Source organism: Massilia violaceinigra (assembly GCF_002752675.1).
Lineage (GTDB): Bacteria > Pseudomonadota > Gammaproteobacteria > Burkholderiales > Burkholderiaceae_D > Telluria_A > Telluria_A violaceinigra.
In genome coordinates this window covers 7,286,161-7,304,786 of sequence record NZ_CP024608.1, presented here as the reverse complement: position 1 = coordinate 7,304,786, position 18,626 = coordinate 7,286,161, and the positions used below count along the sequence as shown (strand labels likewise).

15 protein-coding genes and 1 tRNA gene are annotated in these 18,626 nt (G+C 63.5%); 13 read left to right on the top strand and 3 right to left on the bottom strand.

Translation table 11 applies throughout. From position 1 onward, the window contains the following. Nucleotides 1–876: 876 nt before the first annotated feature. The 3 genes from CR152_RS31555 to CR152_RS31540 all read right to left on the bottom strand — a co-directional run bounded on the left by CR152_RS31555 (nucleotide 877) and on the right by CR152_RS31540 (nucleotide 2,206). Nucleotides 877–1,131, bottom strand: a complete 255-nt coding sequence (locus CR152_RS31555) for a hypothetical protein (protein WP_099881633.1) — start codon at nucleotides 1,129–1,131, stop codon at nucleotides 877–879. 4 nt (nucleotides 1,132–1,135) lie between these two features. Then, on the bottom strand, nucleotides 1,136–1,699 hold the full coding sequence (locus CR152_RS31550) for a hypothetical protein (protein ID WP_157778861.1): 564 nt from the start codon (nucleotides 1,697–1,699) through the stop codon (nucleotides 1,136–1,138). Nucleotides 1,700–2,131: 432 nt separating this feature from the next. Next, nucleotides 2,132–2,206: transfer RNA gene (locus CR152_RS31540), tRNA-Arg, on the bottom strand. 180 nt (nucleotides 2,207–2,386) lie between these two features. Between CR152_RS31540 and CR152_RS31535 the strand changes: the two genes are divergently transcribed. From CR152_RS31535 to CR152_RS31470, 13 genes are all read left to right on the top strand, one after another. Further along, complete coding sequence (locus CR152_RS31535) at nucleotides 2,387–4,294, top strand: ATP-binding cassette domain-containing protein (RefSeq protein ID WP_099881628.1); 1,908 nt, start codon at nucleotides 2,387–2,389, stop codon at nucleotides 4,292–4,294. A gap of 49 nt (nucleotides 4,295–4,343) precedes the next feature. Further along, nucleotides 4,344–5,063 (top strand): CAAX prenyl protease-related protein, encoded by a 720-nt coding sequence (locus tag CR152_RS31530; protein WP_229413742.1) that lies wholly within the window; start codon nucleotides 4,344–4,346, stop codon nucleotides 5,061–5,063. Nucleotides 5,064–5,132: 69 nt separating this feature from the next. Continuing rightward, nucleotides 5,133–6,344, top strand: a complete 1,212-nt coding sequence (gene epsL / locus CR152_RS31520; RefSeq protein WP_370663871.1) for an XrtB/PEP-CTERM-associated polysaccharide biosynthesis outer membrane protein EpsL — start codon at nucleotides 5,133–5,135, stop codon at nucleotides 6,342–6,344. 8 nt (nucleotides 6,345–6,352) lie between these two features. Then, nucleotides 6,353–7,735 (top strand): undecaprenyl-phosphate glucose phosphotransferase, encoded by a 1,383-nt coding sequence (locus CR152_RS31515; protein ID WP_099881622.1) that lies wholly within the window; start codon nucleotides 6,353–6,355, stop codon nucleotides 7,733–7,735. Between the two features lie 240 nt (nucleotides 7,736–7,975). Further along, nucleotides 7,976–8,968 (top strand): EpsD family peptidyl-prolyl cis-trans isomerase, encoded by a 993-nt coding sequence (locus CR152_RS31510; protein ID WP_229413741.1) that lies wholly within the window; start codon nucleotides 7,976–7,978, stop codon nucleotides 8,966–8,968. A gap of 56 nt (nucleotides 8,969–9,024) precedes the next feature. Beyond that, nucleotides 9,025–9,813, top strand: a complete 789-nt coding sequence (epsE, locus tag CR152_RS31505; protein ID WP_099881620.1) for a polysaccharide export protein EpsE — start codon at nucleotides 9,025–9,027, stop codon at nucleotides 9,811–9,813. 73 nt (nucleotides 9,814–9,886) lie between these two features. Continuing rightward, the gene (gene epsF, locus CR152_RS31500) at nucleotides 9,887–11,296 is read left to right on the top strand and encodes a chain length determinant protein EpsF (protein WP_099881618.1); all 1,410 of its coding nucleotides are present in this window, start codon (nucleotides 9,887–9,889) and stop codon (nucleotides 11,294–11,296) included. A gap of 33 nt (nucleotides 11,297–11,329) precedes the next feature. Beyond that, entirely contained in the window at nucleotides 11,330–12,208 is an 879-nt protein-coding gene (gene epsG / locus CR152_RS31495) for a chain length determinant protein tyrosine kinase EpsG (RefSeq protein ID WP_099881616.1), read from the top strand. Continuing rightward, nucleotides 12,205–13,812, top strand: coding sequence for an exosortase B (gene xrtB, locus CR152_RS31490; protein ID WP_099881614.1), 1,608 nt, complete (start codon nucleotides 12,205–12,207; stop codon nucleotides 13,810–13,812). The genes epsG and xrtB overlap by 4 nt, the downstream gene beginning before the upstream one ends. A 31-nt stretch (nucleotides 13,813–13,843) precedes the next feature. Beyond that, nucleotides 13,844–15,373 (top strand): O-antigen ligase family protein, encoded by a 1,530-nt coding sequence (locus CR152_RS31485; protein ID WP_099881612.1) that lies wholly within the window; start codon nucleotides 13,844–13,846, stop codon nucleotides 15,371–15,373. Between the two features lie 49 nt (nucleotides 15,374–15,422). Beyond that, nucleotides 15,423–16,517: a glycosyltransferase family 4 protein gene (locus CR152_RS31480; protein ID WP_167399981.1), complete on the top strand. Its 1,095-nt coding sequence runs from the start codon at nucleotides 15,423–15,425 to the stop codon at nucleotides 16,515–16,517. Next, a complete protein-coding gene (locus CR152_RS31475; RefSeq protein ID WP_099881608.1) occupies nucleotides 16,514–17,110 on the top strand; it encodes a serine O-acetyltransferase in 597 nt (198 codons plus the stop codon). The genes CR152_RS31480 and CR152_RS31475 overlap by 4 nt, the downstream gene beginning before the upstream one ends. A 42-nt stretch (nucleotides 17,111–17,152) precedes the next feature. Next, on the top strand, nucleotides 17,153–18,625 hold the full coding sequence (locus CR152_RS31470) for a lipopolysaccharide biosynthesis protein (protein ID WP_099881606.1): 1,473 nt from the start codon (nucleotides 17,153–17,155) through the stop codon (nucleotides 18,623–18,625). Nucleotide 18,626: the final 1 nt, after the last annotated feature.

Here is an 18,626-nt window from a genome sequence, read left to right as displayed (position 1 = left end):
CAATTCAGCCATGATCGCCGATCCGCCCTTTCCTGCGACGCATCCGATGCGACGACGATACCGGCTCATGCTTGCTCGACCCGGCAGCACGCCGGGAGCACCAGGCGTCGTGAAGACGATGCCGGCCTGGTATATCAGAGCAGGACTGCAGGGAAAGCCGCCATCGTGTCGCTTGCCGCGAGCGGCTTGCAGATGCCGTCGGCATGCGGCGCACAGGCAGGCCGCCGCGCCCGCTGTCCGGGCCATGGTCATGGCCCCGAACCGACTGGTCCCTCCGACAAGAATGGAATAGTGGGCCACAACCCGCATGAATAGAGAGTTGGTTGTGACGGGGTAGGGGACATGCCAACAAATATACGGGCAGATTCAGGCGGGCAATCTGGCGCCAGTTCGGTATCAGCTTTGCTATTAAGGTTGTTCAATCGGAGAATCTCTGGGCGAACATCTACGACCCAAGACAGCCGAGGAAATCGGCGAGGCATTGCATATGAACATCGCATTCGGTGAAGACGTTGCGCTGGACATCTTGCGTCGCCGCAATGTGCAAGTGGACTTGGCTCAGGCGGCGCTGGCCGGGCGGTATGAGCGGCGTCAGCAGATGAGCGATGAAGCTACTCGGCAATATCGGCGGGCTGTCCCCATCGTTGCAGGTCGCGTACAAGGGCCAGCACCTTCTCGCCCTCGCTGGCATCGCGTCGCAAAGTTGGAGGCTGGCGCGCAATGCGGCTTCTAGACCGCGAACCATGCGTCGTGGATGAGCGGGAGAGGAAGCGGAAAGCTTGGGCGGATATTTACGAGCCGGGGGACGATGACGACGAATCGGCTGGCTGAGCAACACGCGCCATGGTGCGCAGCCAGCGCTTTGCCCGACCCGACTTAATTGTTGGGCTGCTGGTCCTCAGCAGGGGCGGCGGAATCTTGCCCCGGCTGTTCAGCAGGGTAGCTCATGCGGTCCTCGATCAGATACCCGACGCTAATCACAAATACAATAACAGGCATCCAGTTCCTAACCACGGCCGGCATTTCGTCGGTGTAGTATGCATTCAGCAGTAGCCAAAAAATGCCACATACAACGAGCCCCACTGCGACAATGGCGGCCACATCGCGCCAAAAGCGATTGTCGGTCTTCATGTGATTATGCCTTTGCAATAGCGAGCAATGCGATCTTGCGGCCGCCACCTTCATCTTGCCCACCATAGTCAATGCCCGCATTCCCGATGGCTGCATAAGGGTCTCGGAACACCGTATCACCGGTTCCTGCAATCCGGTCACCGAGCTCTGGCACATACCACCACACGTCGCTTGGCGTTGATCCTGGCCCTGGATGAAATTTCCAGAACTCATCAGGGTATTTCGGCGCCACGTAAAGGTGCCCGAGCTCGCTGGGCGCGTTAAGTATCATGCCTGTCGCATGATCAAGGTACTTGCTTACGGACGGAATATCGCCGATCAGGCTGCCAATTTTCCAGCCTGTCACGCCAGAGGCGGCCACACCCCCTACGGCGGCGCCAAAAACCCCAATGGCCGCGCCGCCAGCCACCGGCCCAGCCTGGCGAACAACATGGGCGCCAAACCCAGCGCCAAGCGCCGCGCCCAGCCCTACAATGTCCATTGAACTGATGTTTTCCCCTTGCTCGGGCGCCCGCGGCTCCCGGCGATTTTCGACGTTTGGCATATCTTTTGCAGTAGTGCAATCCATGATGCCTCCTATGGCCGCCGCGAAGTCGGCGGGTAGGCAGATCATGATAGCGGGACGTGCGCCCTGTTTGATGTGTTTCGATTTGACTCGGCTGACGCGTCAAAGTTCCCGGCGTCTGGCCTGGTTCGGCGCTCGTACCGCCCGGCCAGCGCCTCGATGGCGAGCTCGTCTGACAACGGGCATGCGCGCAGCAGTTTAAGCGCCGCCTCCTTGCCGAATGCGTTCTGCATGCCGGCGCCTCTGTGATCTGGGCCGACGTCTCCGTGTCTTCGCGTGGCGTAAACATGGGTGAATCCTCCTGCCGAAACTCTACGACAGGCGGACAGAACACGATTTAGCGAACACAAAAAAGCCACCTCTAAGGGTGGCATCGTTTTTTTGTCGCAACCGTGTCAAAAGCGAAGCATAAGTCATTGATTCTTAGGCTTTTTCTGGTCCCTCCGACAAGAATCGAACTTGTATCCCACGCTTAGGAGGCATGTGCACTATCCATTGTGCTACGGAGAGGACGCTATGATTCGGCGATCGGCCCCCGCCTGAGGCGGCCCGGTGTCGTGAATCGACGCAATTATAGCCGAGGATTGCGCCCTAAATGGCGGCAAATTGGGTGTCCTCTGTCCCAAGTCGGTACAATGCGTGCTTCATTCATTCATCTGGCCGGTTTTCCTGCCTGCGCACTTACCCTCTATGGCTGTCATTTCTCTCTCGTCGGCGCAACTTGCGTTCGGCCACGTCGCGTTGCTCGATCACGCGGAATTTTCCCTTGAAACCACGGAGCGCGTCGGTCTGATCGGGCGCAACGGTACCGGCAAGTCCTCGCTGCTGAAAACCATTTCGGGCAAATTCAAGCTCGATGATGGTTTGCTGGTCATGCAACAAGGCATCAAAATCGCCTATGTCGAGCAGGAACCGACCTTCGACCCGGGCATGTCGGTGTTCGACGCGGTTGCCGCCGGCATGGGTGGCCAGGCCGCCATGCTGGCCGAATACGAAGAACTGACCGGCCAGTTCGGCCAGGGCGACGACGATGCCCTGATGGAACGCATGCACGACCTGCAAGTCCAGCTCGACGCCACCGATGGCTGGAGCATGCAAAACAAGGTCGACACCACCCTCGACCGCCTCAGCCTGTCCGGCGATGCGCTGATGGGCACGCTGTCGGGCGGTATGCAAAAGCGCGTCGCGCTGGCCGTGGCGCTGGTGTCCGCGCCGGACGTGCTGCTGCTCGACGAGCCGACCAACCACCTCGACTTCCGCTCGATCCTGTGGCTGGAAAGCCTGTTGCGCGACTTCAAGGGCTCGGTCCTGTTCATCACCCACGATCGTAGCTTCCTCGATAACGTCGCCACCCGCATCATCGAACTCGACCGCGGCAAGCTGCTGTCCTATCCGGGCAATTTCAGCGCCTACCAGACGCGCAAGGCCGAACAGCTGGAAATCGAAGAAGTCGAAGCGGCCAAGTTCGATAAATTCCTGGCCCAGGAAGAAGTCTGGATCCGCAAGGGCGTCAAGGCGCGCCGCGTGCGCGACGAAGGCCGCGTGCGCCGCCTGGAAGCGCTGCGCCTGTTGCGCGCCGCGCGCCGCGACCAGCAGGGCCAGGTCAAGCTCGAAGTGTCGTCGGGCGAGCGCTCGGGCAAGATCGTGGCGGACCTGGAAAACGTCAACAAGGCGTATGGCGACAAGGTCATCGTCAGCAACTTCAGCGGCACCATCCTGCGCGGCGACAAGGTCGGCCTGATCGGCGCCAACGGTGCCGGCAAGACCACCTTGCTGAAAATGATCCTTGGCGAAGAGCAAGCCGACAGCGGCACCGTGCGTCTGGGCACCAAGCTGCAGGTCGCGTACTTCGACCAGATGCGCGCCCAGCTCAACGAAGAAGCCAATCTGATGGAAACCATCGCCCCGGGCAGCGACTGGGTCGAGATCAATGGCGCGCGCAAGCACGTCATGACCTATCTGAACGACTTCCTGTTCGCGCCGGAACGGGCCCGTTCGCCGGTCAAGTCGCTCTCCGGCGGCGAGCGCAACCGCCTGCTGCTGGCGCGCCTGTTCGCCAAGCCGGCCAACTGCCTGGTGCTCGATGAGCCGACCAACGATCTGGACATCGATACCCTCGAACTGCTCGAAGAGTTGTTGGAAGACTACACCGGTACCGTGTTCCTGGTCAGCCACGACCGTACCTTTCTCGACAATGTCGTGACCCAGGTGATCGTGGCCGAAGGCGAGGGCAGCTGGCGCGAATTCGTCGGTGGCTATACCGATTGGGAACGCGTGAAAGGCCAGATCCAGGCCCAGAGCAGCGCCGCCGCGCCGAAGGCCGTTGTTAAAACTCCTACAACATCTGCTGGTGTTCCTGTTGCCAAAAAGGTAAAATTGAGTAACAAGGAACAGCGGGAGCTCGAAGAGCTGCCATTATTGATAGCCAGCCTGGAGGACGAGCAATCGGCCATCACGCAGCAACTCAATGCACCGGACTTTTACAGGACCAACCCGGCCGATGCCAAGCGCCTCAACACGCGCTTTGCCGAAATCGATCAGCTTCTGAGCGATGCGCTGGAAAAGTGGGAACTGATCGAAGCCCGTTCAAAGGGATGATCACCATAGACTAAACAGGAGCAGGCAGATGCCTGGCAGATGAAGAACCATGTCCGAACGCAATGAACAACCCGACCTGACGGCGCCTGCCGCTGCCAACGTTCCGATGTTCAGTCGCTCGGCCTGGGCCCGCATCCTGCCGTTCCTGGTCTATATCTTCTTCATCATCGCGGTCGATGTCCTGACCCGCCTGGGCTTCGACGCCCAGGCGCTGCGCTGGATGTACGCCCTCAAGATCGGCGCCGTCCTCGCTACCCTGGCCTGGTTCTGGCGCGATTACACCGAACTGCATGCCTGGCGCCTGGGCGCCCTGGCCAGCGCCGTGGCCGTCGTGACCGGCGTGGTGGTGCTGGTGCTGTGGGTCAGCCTGAACGCCGACTGGATGGTGATCGGCGCGCCCGAGGGCTTCAATCCCACCACCGGCGGCCAGATCGATTGGCTGATGGTGGCCGTGCGCATCGCCGGCGCCGCCCTGGTCGTGCCCGTCATGGAAGAACTGTTCTGGCGCTCTTTCCTGATGCGCTGGATCGATTCCGACCATTTCGAGTCGCTTGATCCAGCACAAATAAGCCTCAAAAGTTTTGTGATCGGCGTCGTCCTGTTTGGATTTGAGCATAACCTGTGGCTGGCCGGTATCGTCGCCGGCGCCGCCTATTCCCTGTTGTACATGAAACATCGCAGCCTGTGGTCATCCATCCTCGCGCACGCCGTCACCAACGGTCTCCTGGGGCTGTGGATTGTGCGAACAGGAAATTGGACATACTGGTAATATCTCGCCAATTCGAAATGACTTGAACAAAGACTAACAAATGCCTTCCTCCTTGCCACCTTATCCGACCTGCCCACGCCGGGCGCCGCCGCGCCGGGCGCCGCCGCGCTGGCCCTTGCCCTGGGCGTCGCTGCCGCCGTTCCGGCCTGGGCCGGGCCGTCCGATGCGTTCCACGTTTACGGCAGCCTCGGCTATTTCTACGATGACAACCTGTTTCGCCTGGAGGACGAGTCGCCTGGTTACGACAACCAGCGCAGCGATTCGGCGCGCCAGAGCGTAGCCGGGGTCATTGTCGACAAAACCTACAGCCGCCAGCGCATCCAGCTGCAGGGCAAGCTGTCGAAAGTGGCGTACTCGCACTTCCGCCAGCTCGACTACGACGGCAAGGATTTCCAGGGTACCTGGAACTGGCAGCTCGGCAACCATCTGGAAGGCAGCCTCGGCGCCACGTACGCCCAGAGCCTGGCGCCGTACACCGATTTCCAGAGCCGCGAGCGCAACCTGCGCGTGCAGCGCCGCCAGTTCGTCGATGGCGCCTGGCGCATGCATCCGAGCTGGCGCGTACGCGGCGCCGCTTCGCGCGACAAATATACGTATGAGCTGCTGGTGCAGCGCTACAACGACCGCACCCAGGACGCGGTCGAAGCCGGCTTCGACTACCTGCCGCGCAGCGGCAGCAGCGCCGGCCTGGTGGCGCGCCGCCTGACCGGCAAGTACCTGAACAAGCGCATTATCGCCGGCCTGGTGCGCGACGACGATTACGAGCAGGATGAATTGAAGGCGCGCGTGGTCTGGCGCGCCACGCCCATCCTCACCGTGCAAGGATTGGCCGGCTACGCCAAGCGCAAGAATGCGCAGGCGGGCCCGCACGATGTCGGCGGCTTCAACGGGCGCGTCACGGCGGACTACAGTCCGCGCCAGAAGTTGCGCCTCAACGGCGCGCTGTGGCGCGAGTTTGCCGCCATCGATAACTATTACTATACCTTCAGCCTGAACCGCGGCGCGAGCCTCGGCGCCAGCTGGGATGCCATGGCCAAGGTGCGCTTCGACAGCTCGCTGAGCGTGGAACAGCGCTCCTACGAAGGCCGCCTGCTGCCCAATTCGCCGGGCGACCTGAGCGACACATTGCGCACGGCCACCTTCGGCGCCACCTGGGTTCCCGCGCAGTCCTTGCAATTTTCTACCTCTTTCATCCACCAGGAGCGCAGCGGCGCGCAATTCCTCGGTAATGGAAGCTTCAAGGCGAACACGGTTTCAGTGAACGCCAATGCGCAGTTTTAAAGGTGCCCATGACGGTCAATGACATCCCCTTAATTTCGTTCTTCCAGCGCGTGCTCGATCCCCTGATCATCATGGGGACCCTGTACGTCTCGTCGATGTTCTTCCATGAACCGTTCACGGGGTATTCGCTGGTATTGATGATTCTCGCGTTCTTCGTCTCGTCCGCCGTCTACCAGCACGTCGATCCGTACCGGACCTGGCGCAGCGGGCGCATGCTCGCCTATATGCGCGACACCGTGTTCGGCTGGATCCTGACCGTGTGCGTGCTGCTGTTCCTCGGTTCGGCCAGCGGACTGTCGTATTATTACGACAACAAAGTGGTGCTGGCCTGGTTCATCGCCACCCCGATCGTGATGCTGGTGAGCCACCTGGCGGTGCGCCGCGTCTCCGTCGGCCCCGGCAACAATACCGAAATGCGCTCGGTGGTGGTGATCGGCGCCAATGACGTCGGCATCAAGTTCGCCGGCATCTGCGAGCGCCACAAGAACCTGTTCATGCAGATGCACGGCTTTTTCGACGACCGCACCGAAGACCGCCATCCGGCCAATCTGCGCCATCCGATGCTGGGCAAGATGGCCGATATCGCCGCCTACGTGCGCGAACATAACATCAAGATGATCTTCATCAGCCAGCCGATCTCGGCCCAGCCGCGCATCCGCAAGCTGCTCGACGAACTGCAGGACACCACGGCCTCGGTCTATTTCCTGCCCGATATCTATGTGTTCGATCTGATGCAGGCGCGCTTCGACAACGTCGGCGGCATGCCCGTGATCGCCATCTGCGAAACCCCGTTCATGGGCTTGAACAGCATGGTCAAGCGCACCAGCGACATCGTGCTCGGCCTGATCATCCAGCTGATGCTGCTGCCGATCATGCTCGTCATCGCCGCCGCCGTGAAGTTCACCTCGCCCGGACCGGTGATCTTCCGCCAGCGCCGCTACGGCCTGTACGGCGAGGAAATCATCGTCTACAAGTTCCGCTCGATGACGGTGACCGAAAATGGCGACACCGTCGTGCAGGCGCGCAAGGGCGACCAGCGCATCACCCGGGTCGGCGCGTTTTTGCGCAAGAGTTCGCTCGACGAGCTGCCCCAGTTCTTCAACGTGCTGCAGGGACGCATGAGCATCGTCGGCCCGCGTCCGCACGCGGTGGCGCACAACGAGCAGTACCGCAAGCTGATCAAGGGCTACATGCTGCGCCACAAGGTCAAGCCCGGCATCACCGGCTGGGCCCAGGTCAACGGCATGCGCGGCGAGACCGAAACGCTGGACAAGATGGAAGCGCGCATCCAGTACGATCTCGATTATCTGCGCAGCTGGTCGCTCTGGCTCGACCTGTGGATCATCGTCAAGACGGTCAAGGTCGTGTTCAGCCGCGAGAATGCGCACTAATACAACAAGGCGTATTAAGCCGGACTTAATCCGCTACCGCAGTGCAGCAAAAGTTGTTTCGTCGTCATCAACAACGCGCTAAAATGAAGGACGGCGCGGGCGCCCTTGCGCTGCCCGCCGGCCATCATGCAGGGCGGAATAGCAGCACCATTTAAACGCATCGATTTGCCGATGTGTGTAATAATCCCGGCAATCTCGTTGTGTATTAATCAAGCTTTATAAACAAAATTGAGGAATAAATTGAACAACTCCACCCTGGCCATGTCGCCGCCATCCCACAAACGTTTGCTGTGCGCCGCCCTTATGGTCGCGCTCGCCGGACTTGCCGGCTGCGGCAACAAAGACAGCAAGCCCAAGGTGGGCCAGGCGCTGGTCAGCGTCAATGGAGAAGAAATCACCGAGCTGCAGCTGAGCGAAGAGCTGATGCTGGCCAATGTGCCGCCGGCCCAGCAGGCCGAGGCCAGCAAGAAGCTGGTCGAAGCCCTGATCGACCGCCAGCTGCTGCAAAATGAAGCGGCCAAGGACAAGACCGACCGCGATCCGAAGGTGGTGCAGGCGATCGAACGGGCCAAGGCCCTGATCATCGCGCAATACTACATGCAGAAGAAAGTCGGCGGCCTGGCCCGTCCGACCGCCGCCGAAATCAGCGATTACTACACCAAGAATCCCGACTTCTTCGCCGCCCGCAAGCAGTTCGACATGAAGCAGCTGGTGATCCAGTCGAAAGACCTGAGCGACGAAGTCAAGAACGTGGCCGAGAACGCCAAGTCGCTCGACGACGTGGCCGTCTGGTTCGACGCCAACAAGATCAAGTACATGCGCGCCCAGGCATCGCGCACCACCTCCGACCTGGCGCCGGAAATGTCCGCCAAGCTCAAGAGCATGCCGAAGAACCAGCTGTTCATCGTCAAGGAAGGCGAGCGCAGCATGCTGGTATCGATCGTCGACGTGCGCGACAACCCGGCCTCGCTCGAAGTGGCTTCGCCCCAGATCGAGAAATTCCTGTTCAACAAGCGCACCAAGGACGCCGCCGATGCCGAACTCAAGCGTCTGCGCACGGCCGCCAAGATCGATTACCTGAAAGCACCGACCCTGGCCGCCGCGCCCGCCGCTCCGGCGACGGCCGCCGCGCCAGCCACCCCGGCGCCGGCCGACGCCGCGCCGGCCCAGCCGGCAGCCACGCCGGCCGCCGACGACGCCGCCACGGCGCGCGGCGTGGCAGGTCTGAAATAAGCGGCCCCGGCCACCGTCCCGACAAACTGAAACTGAACTGATTAGAGGTGAAAATAATGAAACAACTGGTACACGGCCTGATGGCTTTCCTGATGACCATGACGATGGGCGCTGCCATGGCCGCCGATCTGCCGCTCGGACCGGGCGACGTGCTCAAGGTCTCCGTCTACGGCAGTCCCGACCTGACCCTGGAAACCCGGGTCAGCGAAGGCGGCAATATCAGTTTCCCACTGATCGGCCAGGTGCCGGTGGCGGGCCTGTCGGCGGCGGCGGCGGAAAAGAAAATCGCTTCCCTGCTGGAAGCGGGCAATTACGTCAAGAAACCGCAAGTGAACGTGATCGTCACCGCGGTGCAGAGCCAGCAGGTATCGGTGCTGGGCCAGGTTAACCGCCCGGGCCGCTACCCGATCGAAGGCAAGCGCAGCCTGATGGACTTGCTGGCCATGGCCGGCGGCATCAATGGCGAAGGCGGCGACCGCCTCAGCCTGATCCGCACCCGCGACGGCAAGACCACGCGCGAGGAAATCGATGTCATCGAAATGATCCGCGCCGGCCAGCTGGCCAAGGATTACGCTTTGTCCGGCAACGACGTCGTGTACGTCGAGCGCGCCCCGAAATTCTATATCTACGGCGAAGTCCAGCGTCCGGGCGCGTTCCGCCTCGAGCGTTCGATGACCGTGGTGCAGGCCCTGTCGGCCGGCGGTGGCCTGTCCATGCGCGGCACCGAGCGCGGCCTGGTCATCAAGCGCCGCGATGCGGACGGCAAGATTCGCCTGATCGACGCCAAGCAGGACGACCTGCTGCAAGTTGACGACGTCGTCTTCGTCAAGGAAAGCTGGTTCTAATTTTTTGGCCGGGGCCCTGGCCTGCGGCCTCGGCCCGCGGCCTCGGCCGCCGCACCATATCGAGAGTTACTAAATGAATTTATCCCAGTTCCTGCTGATTTTGTATGCGCGCAAGTACATCATCCTCGCGACCTTGCTGGTCACCGTCACCCTGACCCTGATGGTCAGCCTGTCGATGCCCAAGACTTACCAGGCCACGGCGTCCGTGCTGCTCAACTACAAGGGTGTGGATCCGCTGACCGGGATGGCGATGCCGAGCCAATTGTTGCCGGGTTATATGGCAACCCAGATCGATATCATCAGCAGCAAGAACGTTGCCGGACGGGTGGTCGACCAGCTCAAGATGGCCGAAAACCCGACCGTGGTCGATCAGTTCAAGAAAGCCACCGGCGGCAACGGGACCGTGCGCGACTGGCTCGCCGGCCTCTTGCTGCACAAGCTCGACGTGGTGCCCTCGCGCGAAAGCAGCGTGGTGGAAATCAATTTCAAGGGCGCCGATCCGCAATTCGTGGCGGCCGTGGCGAATGCGTTCGCCGAGGAATACCAGAAGCTGAGCATCGAACTGAAGGTCGAGCCGATGAAAAAGGCCGCGGCCTACTTCAACGAGCAGACCAAAATGCTGCGCGGTAACGTGGAAGCGGCCCAGAGCCGCCTGTCCAAGTACCAGCAGGACAATGGCATCGTCAGCGTCGACAACCGTCTCGACGTCGAATCGAACCGCCTCAACGACCTGTCGGCCCAGCTGGTCTCGGCCCAGGGCCAGGCCATGGAAGCCAATTCGCGCCAGGGCATGGCGCAGGGTGCGCGCGGCGCCGATTCGCCCGACGTGGCCGCCAATCCGCTGGTGCAGAACCTCAAGGTGCAGCTGGCCGGCGCCGAATCGCGCCTGGCCGAAGTGGGCCAGCGCCTGGGCCAGAACCATCCCCAGTACCTGAGCGTCAAGGCCGAAGTCGACAAGATCAACGCCAACCTGTCGACCCAGCTGCGCGCCGCTTCCAACAATGTCGGCAGCAACGCCGCCATCCTGCAGCAGCGCGAAGCATCGGTGCGCGCGGCGCTGGCGGCCCAGAAGGCCAAGGTACTGGAACTGAACCGCAGCCGCGACGAGCTGGGCGTGCTGGTCAAGGATGTCGAGAGCGCCCAGCGCGCATTCGACGCCACCTCGCAGCGTTTCTCGCAGACCCGCATCGAGGGCGCCTCCGAGCAGTCCGACATCGCCGTGCTCAATCCGGCCACCGCGCCGCTGGGCGCCAACGGTCCGCGCGTGATGCTCAACACCATGCTGTCGGCCTTCCTCGGCGTCATGCTGGGCCTGGGCTTCGCCCTGCTGACCGAAATGATCGACCGCCGCGTGCGTTCCGAAACCGATATGGCCGAAGTGCTGCAGATGCCGGTGCTCGGCGTGATCGACTGGACCGCGCCGAAGCGCCGCCGCTACAGCGCGATCAATTCGCTGCTGCCGCGCCGCCTGCGCCTGGGCTAGCAGCCCGCGCCTGAACCAACAATAGGAAACACCATGACGCAGACCGAGCTTTCCCTCGCCGCCTCCGAGAAACTGAAACGCGCCGATTCGAGCATCGGCGGCTTGCTGCTGGAGTCGGGCAAGATCACCCCCGAGAACGCCGAGCGCGTGCTGCGCATGCAGAAGGAACTGGGGATCCGCTTCGGCGAGGCCGCCCAGCGCCTGGGCCTGATCAACGAAGCCGACATCCAGCAAGTGCTGGCGCGCCAGTTCGACTATCCCTACCTGCAGCCGGGCGAGGGCAGCTATTCGCCGCACCTGGTGGCGGCCTACGACCCGTTCAGCCCGCAGGTTGAAACCCTGCGCGCCGTGCGCAGCCAGCTGATGCTGCGCTGGTTCGCGCGCGGGCGCAAGTCGCTCACCGTGGTCGGCATCGACCGCGGCGATGGCGCCAGCCTGTTCGCGGCCAACCTGGCGGTGGTGTTTTCCCAGCTGGGCGAACACACCCTGCTGGTCGACGCCAACTTGCGCAAACCTGCCCAGCACGCCATCTTCAATATTCCCGGCCGCCAGGGCTTGTCCGACGTGCTGGCCGGCCGCGCCGACCTCGACGTGGTGGCCCATGTCGGCTCCTTCGTCGACCTGTCGGTGCTGGGCGCCGGCACCTTGCCGCCGAATCCCCAGGAACTGCTCAGCCGCAGCAATTTCGCCGGCCTGAACGCCCAGCTCGAATCGAAATACGACGTCACCCTGTACGACGTGGCCGCCAGCCAGACCGGGCTCGACGCCCTGGTGCTGGCCGCCCGCACCGGCGGCGTGCTGATCGTCGCGCGCAAGAATAAAACCCATATGGGCGATGTCAACGCCCTGGCCGAACAGGTCGCCCAGAACGGCGCCGTGGTGGTCGGCTCGGTCCTGGTGGACTTCAAATGAGCGCGCAGGCCAAATCGACCCTGCCGGCCGGACTGTCCGGCAACGGGCCGCTGCCGTCCTGGGCGCCGATCGCACTCGGCCTGCTGCTGATGTATGTGCCGAGCTTCTACGATATCCTCACCGGCCTGTGGTCGACCGAAGAGCAGGCCCACGGCCCCATCATCCTCGGCATTTCGCTGTGGCTGCTGTACCGCAACTGGGGCCAGATGCTGGCCGCCAGCGAAGGCCAGCGCGGCAGCTGGCTGGGCTGGCCGCTGCTGGTGCTGTCCGTGTTCGTGTACTTCATCGGCCGTTCGCAAGGCATCGCCATCTTCGAGATCGGCTCCTTCCTCGGCACCCTGATGGCCCTGATCCTGCTCATGCGCGGCACGCGCGCGCTGCGCGCCCAGTGGTTCCCGTTCTTCTTCATGCTGTTCATGCTGCCGCTGCCGGGTTCCCTGGTCGACATGCTGACCATGCCGATGAAAACCGCCGTCTCCTGGGTCGTCGGCAACGTGCTGTACTGGGTCGGCTATCCGATCTCGCGCAGCGGCGTCATTCTCCAGATCGGCCAGTACAAGCTGCTCGTGGCCGATGCCTGCGCCGGCCTGCATACCCTGTTCACGCTGGAAGCGCTGGGCCTGCTGTACCTGAACATCGTGCGCCACAATTCGCTGTTCCGCAACATCACCCTGGCCATCCTGATCGTGCCGATCTCCTTCCTTTCCAACGTGATCCGGGTCATGGTGCTCACCCTGATCACTTACCACCTGGGCGACGCGGCCGGGCAGGGCTTCCTGCACGGTTTCGCCGGCATGGTGCTGTTCGTCTCGGCGCTGCTCCTCATTATCGCCACCGATTCGCTGCTGCGCTTCGGCGCCTCCGACAAGGAAGCGCTGCCGCTGTTCGCCGGCGCGGGCGGCCCGCCGGCCCTGACGGCCGACTACGGAACGCTGCGCATGGCCGCGCTGGCCGCGCTGCTGATGGGCGGCGCCCTGCTGGCCACGGTGGCCATCAAGCCGCAGAAAATGCTCTCTGAAAGCATGCCGGCGATCAGCCTGGAAACCAGCGTGCCGGGGGCATTCGGCGACTGGAAGATCGATCCCGATGCGGTGGCCATGGTGCCGTCGTCCGTGCAGCAGGAAAAAGTGGCGACCATCTACAGCCAGACCCTGTCGCGCACCTACATCAACAGCCGCGGCCAGCGCGTGATGCTGACCATCGCCTACGGATCCAACCAGACCCAGTCGATGCGCGCCCACCGCCAGGAAGTGTGCTACTCGGCCCAGGGTTTCCAGATCCGCGACCTGCATAATGAAAACCTGGTGTTCGACGGCTTGCCGGTACCGGTCACGCGCATGGTGGCCAGCAATGGCCCGCGCATCGAGCCGGTCACCTACTGGTTCACCATGGGCAGCAGCGTGGTGCGCAGCTACCTCGACCGCCAGGTGGTGCAGCTCAAGTATGCCCTGTCGGACTTCATTCCGGACGGCTACCTGTTCCGCGTCTCGTCGATCGAGCCCGACGACAAGGCTGCCTTCGCCGCCCAGGATGCGTTTGTGAACGACCTGATGAAGCACCTTGCACCACCGGTGCGCGCCAAGCTGATCGGCGCGCCTGCGTGATGTGGTGCGGATTGTTTAACACGGGGACGGCATGATCGATCACCCGGTTCCCCAGTCGCGCCGCTACAAGCCGGGCGGCAGCGGCAAGCTGACCGCGATCGCCGGCGTGATCGCGCTGATGATGCTCGCCGCCCTGTTCGGCGCCGCCGTGCCGACCCTGGGCGCGCTGGTGCCGATCGCCGTGATCCTGGCCAGCGTCGGCCTGTGGGTCATGCTCGACTTCCGGGTCGGGGTGGCGTTTGCCGTGGTCATCATGCCGCTTTCGCCGCTCAGTTTCTTCCCGCGCGAAATGTTCGGCATCCGCGGCCTGAACCCGCTGAACCTGATCCTGATCGCCACCATCGTCTCGTACGTCGTCCATGCCGGCCTGCGCCGCTGGAAAGACCCGATCGCACCCGGACGCCTGCTCGGCTGGTACATCCTGCCGATCCTGGTCGCCTGCCTGGTCGGCATGAACAATGTCGACCTGATTCCGCCGCGTTTCCAGGCCGAGCGCCTGATTCAGTTCAACACGGCCACCAGCTACATCCGCGACGTCTTCATCAAGCCGCAATTTCTGGTCATGCTCTCCCTGATGGTCGGCTTGTCGGTGCGCCACAGTAAGCATCCGGAAAAATTCATGTACCTGATGCTGGCCTCGGGCTGGGTGCTGTGCGCCCTCATGTCCTGGCTGCTGGTGACCAGCGGCATGTCGCTGCGCCAGCTGGCCTCGCCCCTGGCGCGCACCTTCCTCGGCAAGCTGAACATGCACGCTAACGAGCTCAGCCTGGTGCTGAACATGCTGTACGCACTGACCCTGTTTTCGATCCGCGAAGAAATTCCGAGCCATATCCGGCGCATCTTTTTCGTCTCGGCCATCCTGTTCGCCGTGTGCGTGCTGATGACCTTTTCGCGCGGCGGCTTTGTCGGCTTCATCCTGATCAACCTGATTTACTTCTGGAAGCGCATCAGCGTCAAGACCGTCATCACCGGCGTGCTGGTGGCCGCCTGCATCGGCCCCTTCGTGCTGGAGCCGATCCTGGAACGCGCCCTGACCGGGGTGGAGGGAGGCGACCGCGGCGCCGTCACCGCCGGCCGCGTGGACGGCATCTGGCTGCCGCTGCTGCCTTACGTGCTGGCCGAGCCGATCCTGCCGCACGGCGTATTTTCCATTCTCTGGAGCCCGCCCGTGCGCCTGAACAAGATGCTGCCGGTGGCTCAGACCCACAGCGCCTGGCTGGGCGGACTGATGGACATGGGCCTGGTGGGTTTCGGTTTCATGCTCGCTTTCCTGCTGTTCGTGCGGCGCGAATTCATGCGCCTGTCCAAGGAACACGCCGTGCCGGCCCTGCAGGGCCTGTTCGCGGGCGGCGCCGTGCTGGTGCCGCTCTGGTTCATCCAGGGCGTCACCGACGACCATTTCACGCCCACCTTCGCCCAGTCCTATTTCTGGATCGCGCTCGGCATCCTGATGGGTTGCGGCGGCGTGTTCCGGCAAAAGAAAAAGGGCAGGGACCCGAACAAATTCAAGGCGCCCGTCTTCCCCACAGACGAGTACGGCAATATCCGAAAGGTAACGTAGCAAGATGACGGTAATCGAATCGACAGGCAAGAAATCCAGGCGTATCTGCATGCTCAACTACTATGCCTGGGGCGTCATCGCCGACCTGGATGGGAAAAAAGTGCATATCGGCGGCGAAGAAGTGCAGCATGCACTGATGTCGCGCTATCTGGCCAAAAGCGGCCTGGACGTCACCTCGGTGGTGGGCGACTTCGGCCAGCAAGCCCTGGAGCAGGTCAGCGGCGTGAAAGTGCGCAAGACCTTCAAGAAGACCGCCGGCCTGCCGGGCCTGCGCTTTTTCGCCCCGCGCCTGACCTCGACCTGGGCCGCCATGCGCGCCGCCGACGCCGATGTGTATTACGTCAGCTGCGCCGGCGCCAATGTCGGCATCGCCGCCGCCTTTTGCCAGCGCCACAAGCGGCGCCTGGTGTTCCGCATCGCATCCGATTCCGATTGCGCGCCCGACACCCTGCTGCTGTCCGGTTCGCGCGACCGCATGCTGTATCACTACGGCCTGCGCCGCGCCGACGCCATCCTGGCGCAAACCGACAAGCAGGCTGAACTCCTGATGAAGAACTACGGCTTGCACGCCGACGTGGCCGGCATGTTTTCCGACGTGCCCGAGACCATCCTGGCCCCGGCCGCGCGCGCGACCGACCTGCTGTGGCTGGCCAACATGCGCTCCATGAAGCGCCCCGAGTGGTTCGTCGACATCGTGCGCAAGGTGCCCGATCTGGTCTGCGAAATGGCCGGCGGCGCCCATCCGGAAGAACTCGACCTGTACGCACGGGTGGAGCAGGGCGCGGCCAGCCTGCCCAACCTGCGCTTTCACGGCCAGGTCAAGTTCGGCTCGACCCGGAAACTGTTCGCCAACGCGCGCATTTTCGTCAATACCTCGTCCTTCGAGGGTTTTCCCAATACCTATCTGCAAGCCTGGGCCAATGGCGTGCCGGTGGTCGCCACCTTCGATCCGGACGGTATCATCAAGCGCCTGGGCCTGGGCGTGGCGGTGGCCGACATCGATGGCGCCGTGGCCGCCGCGCGCGCCCTGCTGGCCGATCCGGCCGAACTGGCCGCCTGCAGCGCGCGTTGCCGCGACTATGCGGTGGCGCGCCTTGCGCCCGAGACCGTCGCCGCTCCCTACCTGTCGGCACTGCTCGCATGAACGCGCAGGGCCGCCAGCACTTGCGCATGCTGTGGCGCGCCGATCTGTATCGCCATCTCGGCGGACAGAGCGGCACGCGCGCGGCCTTGCGCGCCTACCGCATGGTGCCCGGTTTCCGTTTCATGGTGTGGCTGCGCCTGGCCGCCGCCACCCAGCGCGCGGGCCTGCTGTGGAAGCCGGTTTACGTGCTTGCACGCATCATGCACAAGCATTACACCTACAAATTCGGAATTTCCATTCCGCACGATACGCAGATCGGCCCCGGCTTTTTCATCGGCCACTTCGGCGGCATCGTCATCAACCGCGACGCCCGCATCGGGCGCAACTGCAATATTTCGCAGGGCATCACCATCGGCCAGCTCAACCGGGGCGAGCGCAAGGGCGTGCCGGTGCTGGGCGATAACATTTACATCGGCCCCGGCGCGGTGGTGGTCGGCGCCATCCATATCGCCAACGGCTGCGCCATCGGCGCCAACGCCGTCGTCACGCGCGACCTGGGCGAAAATTCGGTCGCGGTCGGCATTCCGGCCAAGGTCATCTCGACCCAGGGCAGCGAAGGCTATGTCGAGCACTGCGATTATCCCGATGCGTAGTCTGTCGATCCATCGTCAGCCGGTCCCTGGGGCGGTGGCGCCATGAGCGCCAGCCTCAAGCGCGGCGCGGTTTCGCTGACCGCCGCCAACATGCTCGACTTCGGCCTGCAGTTCATGCTGCCGATCGCGCTGGTGCGCCTGCTGCCGACCGCCGCCTTTGCCGACTACCGCCTGGCCTGGCTGGCCATTGCCACGGCCATGGCGGTGGCGCCGTTCGCGTTGCCGCGCAGCCTGTTTTACTTCTTGCCGCGCACCGAGCAGAGCGCGCGCGCGGCCTATGTCCACCAGACCCTGCTGATGCTGCTGTTTTCCGGCGCCTGCGCCGGCCTCTTGCTGGGACCGTGGAATCCGCTGCTGCCGGCCAGCCTGCGCGCCATGCACAGCGCAGCCTGGTTCATGCCGGCCTTTCTCACCCTGTGGGTGGCCGCCAACCTGATCGAATACCTGCCCAATGCCGGCGGCGACGTGCCGGGCCAGGCCCGCACCATCGTCGGCCTGGCGGTGCTGCGCGTGCTGATGGTGGCCGCCGCGGCCCTGTCCGGACGCGCCGACGTCGTCTTCGGCGCCCTGGTGCTGTACGCCGCCATCAAGGTCGCCCTGCTGCTGGTGCACATCGGCCGCAATTACGGCTGGAAGGTGTTTCCGCTCGACCGCGGCGCGCTGCGCACCCAGTGGGTGTACGCGGTGCCGTTCGGCCTGGCCTCGGCCCTGTTCCTGCTGCGCGGCCAGGCCGACCAGTGGGTGGCCGCCGCCCTGTTTCCGGCCTCGGCCTTTGCCGCCTTTTCCATCGGCGCGGTGATCATGCCGGTGGTGGCGCTGGTGAGAAACAGCGTCAACAATGCGATTTCGCCGCGCCTGTCCAAGCTCGAATCGAGCAAGGACCAGGCCGGCATGCTGCGCCTGAACCAGCGCGCCAATCTGGCCGCCGCCTTCGTGCTGCTGCCGACCCTGGTGCTCTCGGCCGTGCTGGCGGTCCACATCGTCACCGTGGTCTACACCGCCAAGTACCTGATCGCCGCCGACGTCATGCGCATCAATGCGCTCGCGCTGCTGGGCGTGGCGGTCGAGGTCAGCACCCTGACCGTGGTGCTCAACCAGGGGCGCTTCCTGCTCATGGCCGATGGCGTGATGCTGTTCATCAGCCTGGCAGCCGGCTTCATCGGCGCCACCCTGTTCGGTATTCCGGGCGCCGCGCTCGGCAATGTCGTCACCCTGGCCGCCGGCAATGCCTTCAGCTTCTGGCGCGTCTCGCGCGTGACCGGCGTGCCGGTGCGCCGCCTGCAGCGCTGGGGCACCCTGTTGCGCATCCTCGGCGCCGCGCTCGGCGCCGGCGCCCTGGCCGCGCTGTTCGACCATGCCGACCTGGTCGCCGCGCCCTTTATCGAAGCGCTGCTGATCGGCCTGGTGTACTGCCTGCTGTACGCCGTGCTGCTCAAGCTGGCCGGCGTCGTGCCCGAGGCGCGCGCCCTGTTTACGCACCAAGTGCCATCCCCAACTCCCTCCACTCAGGATTAAT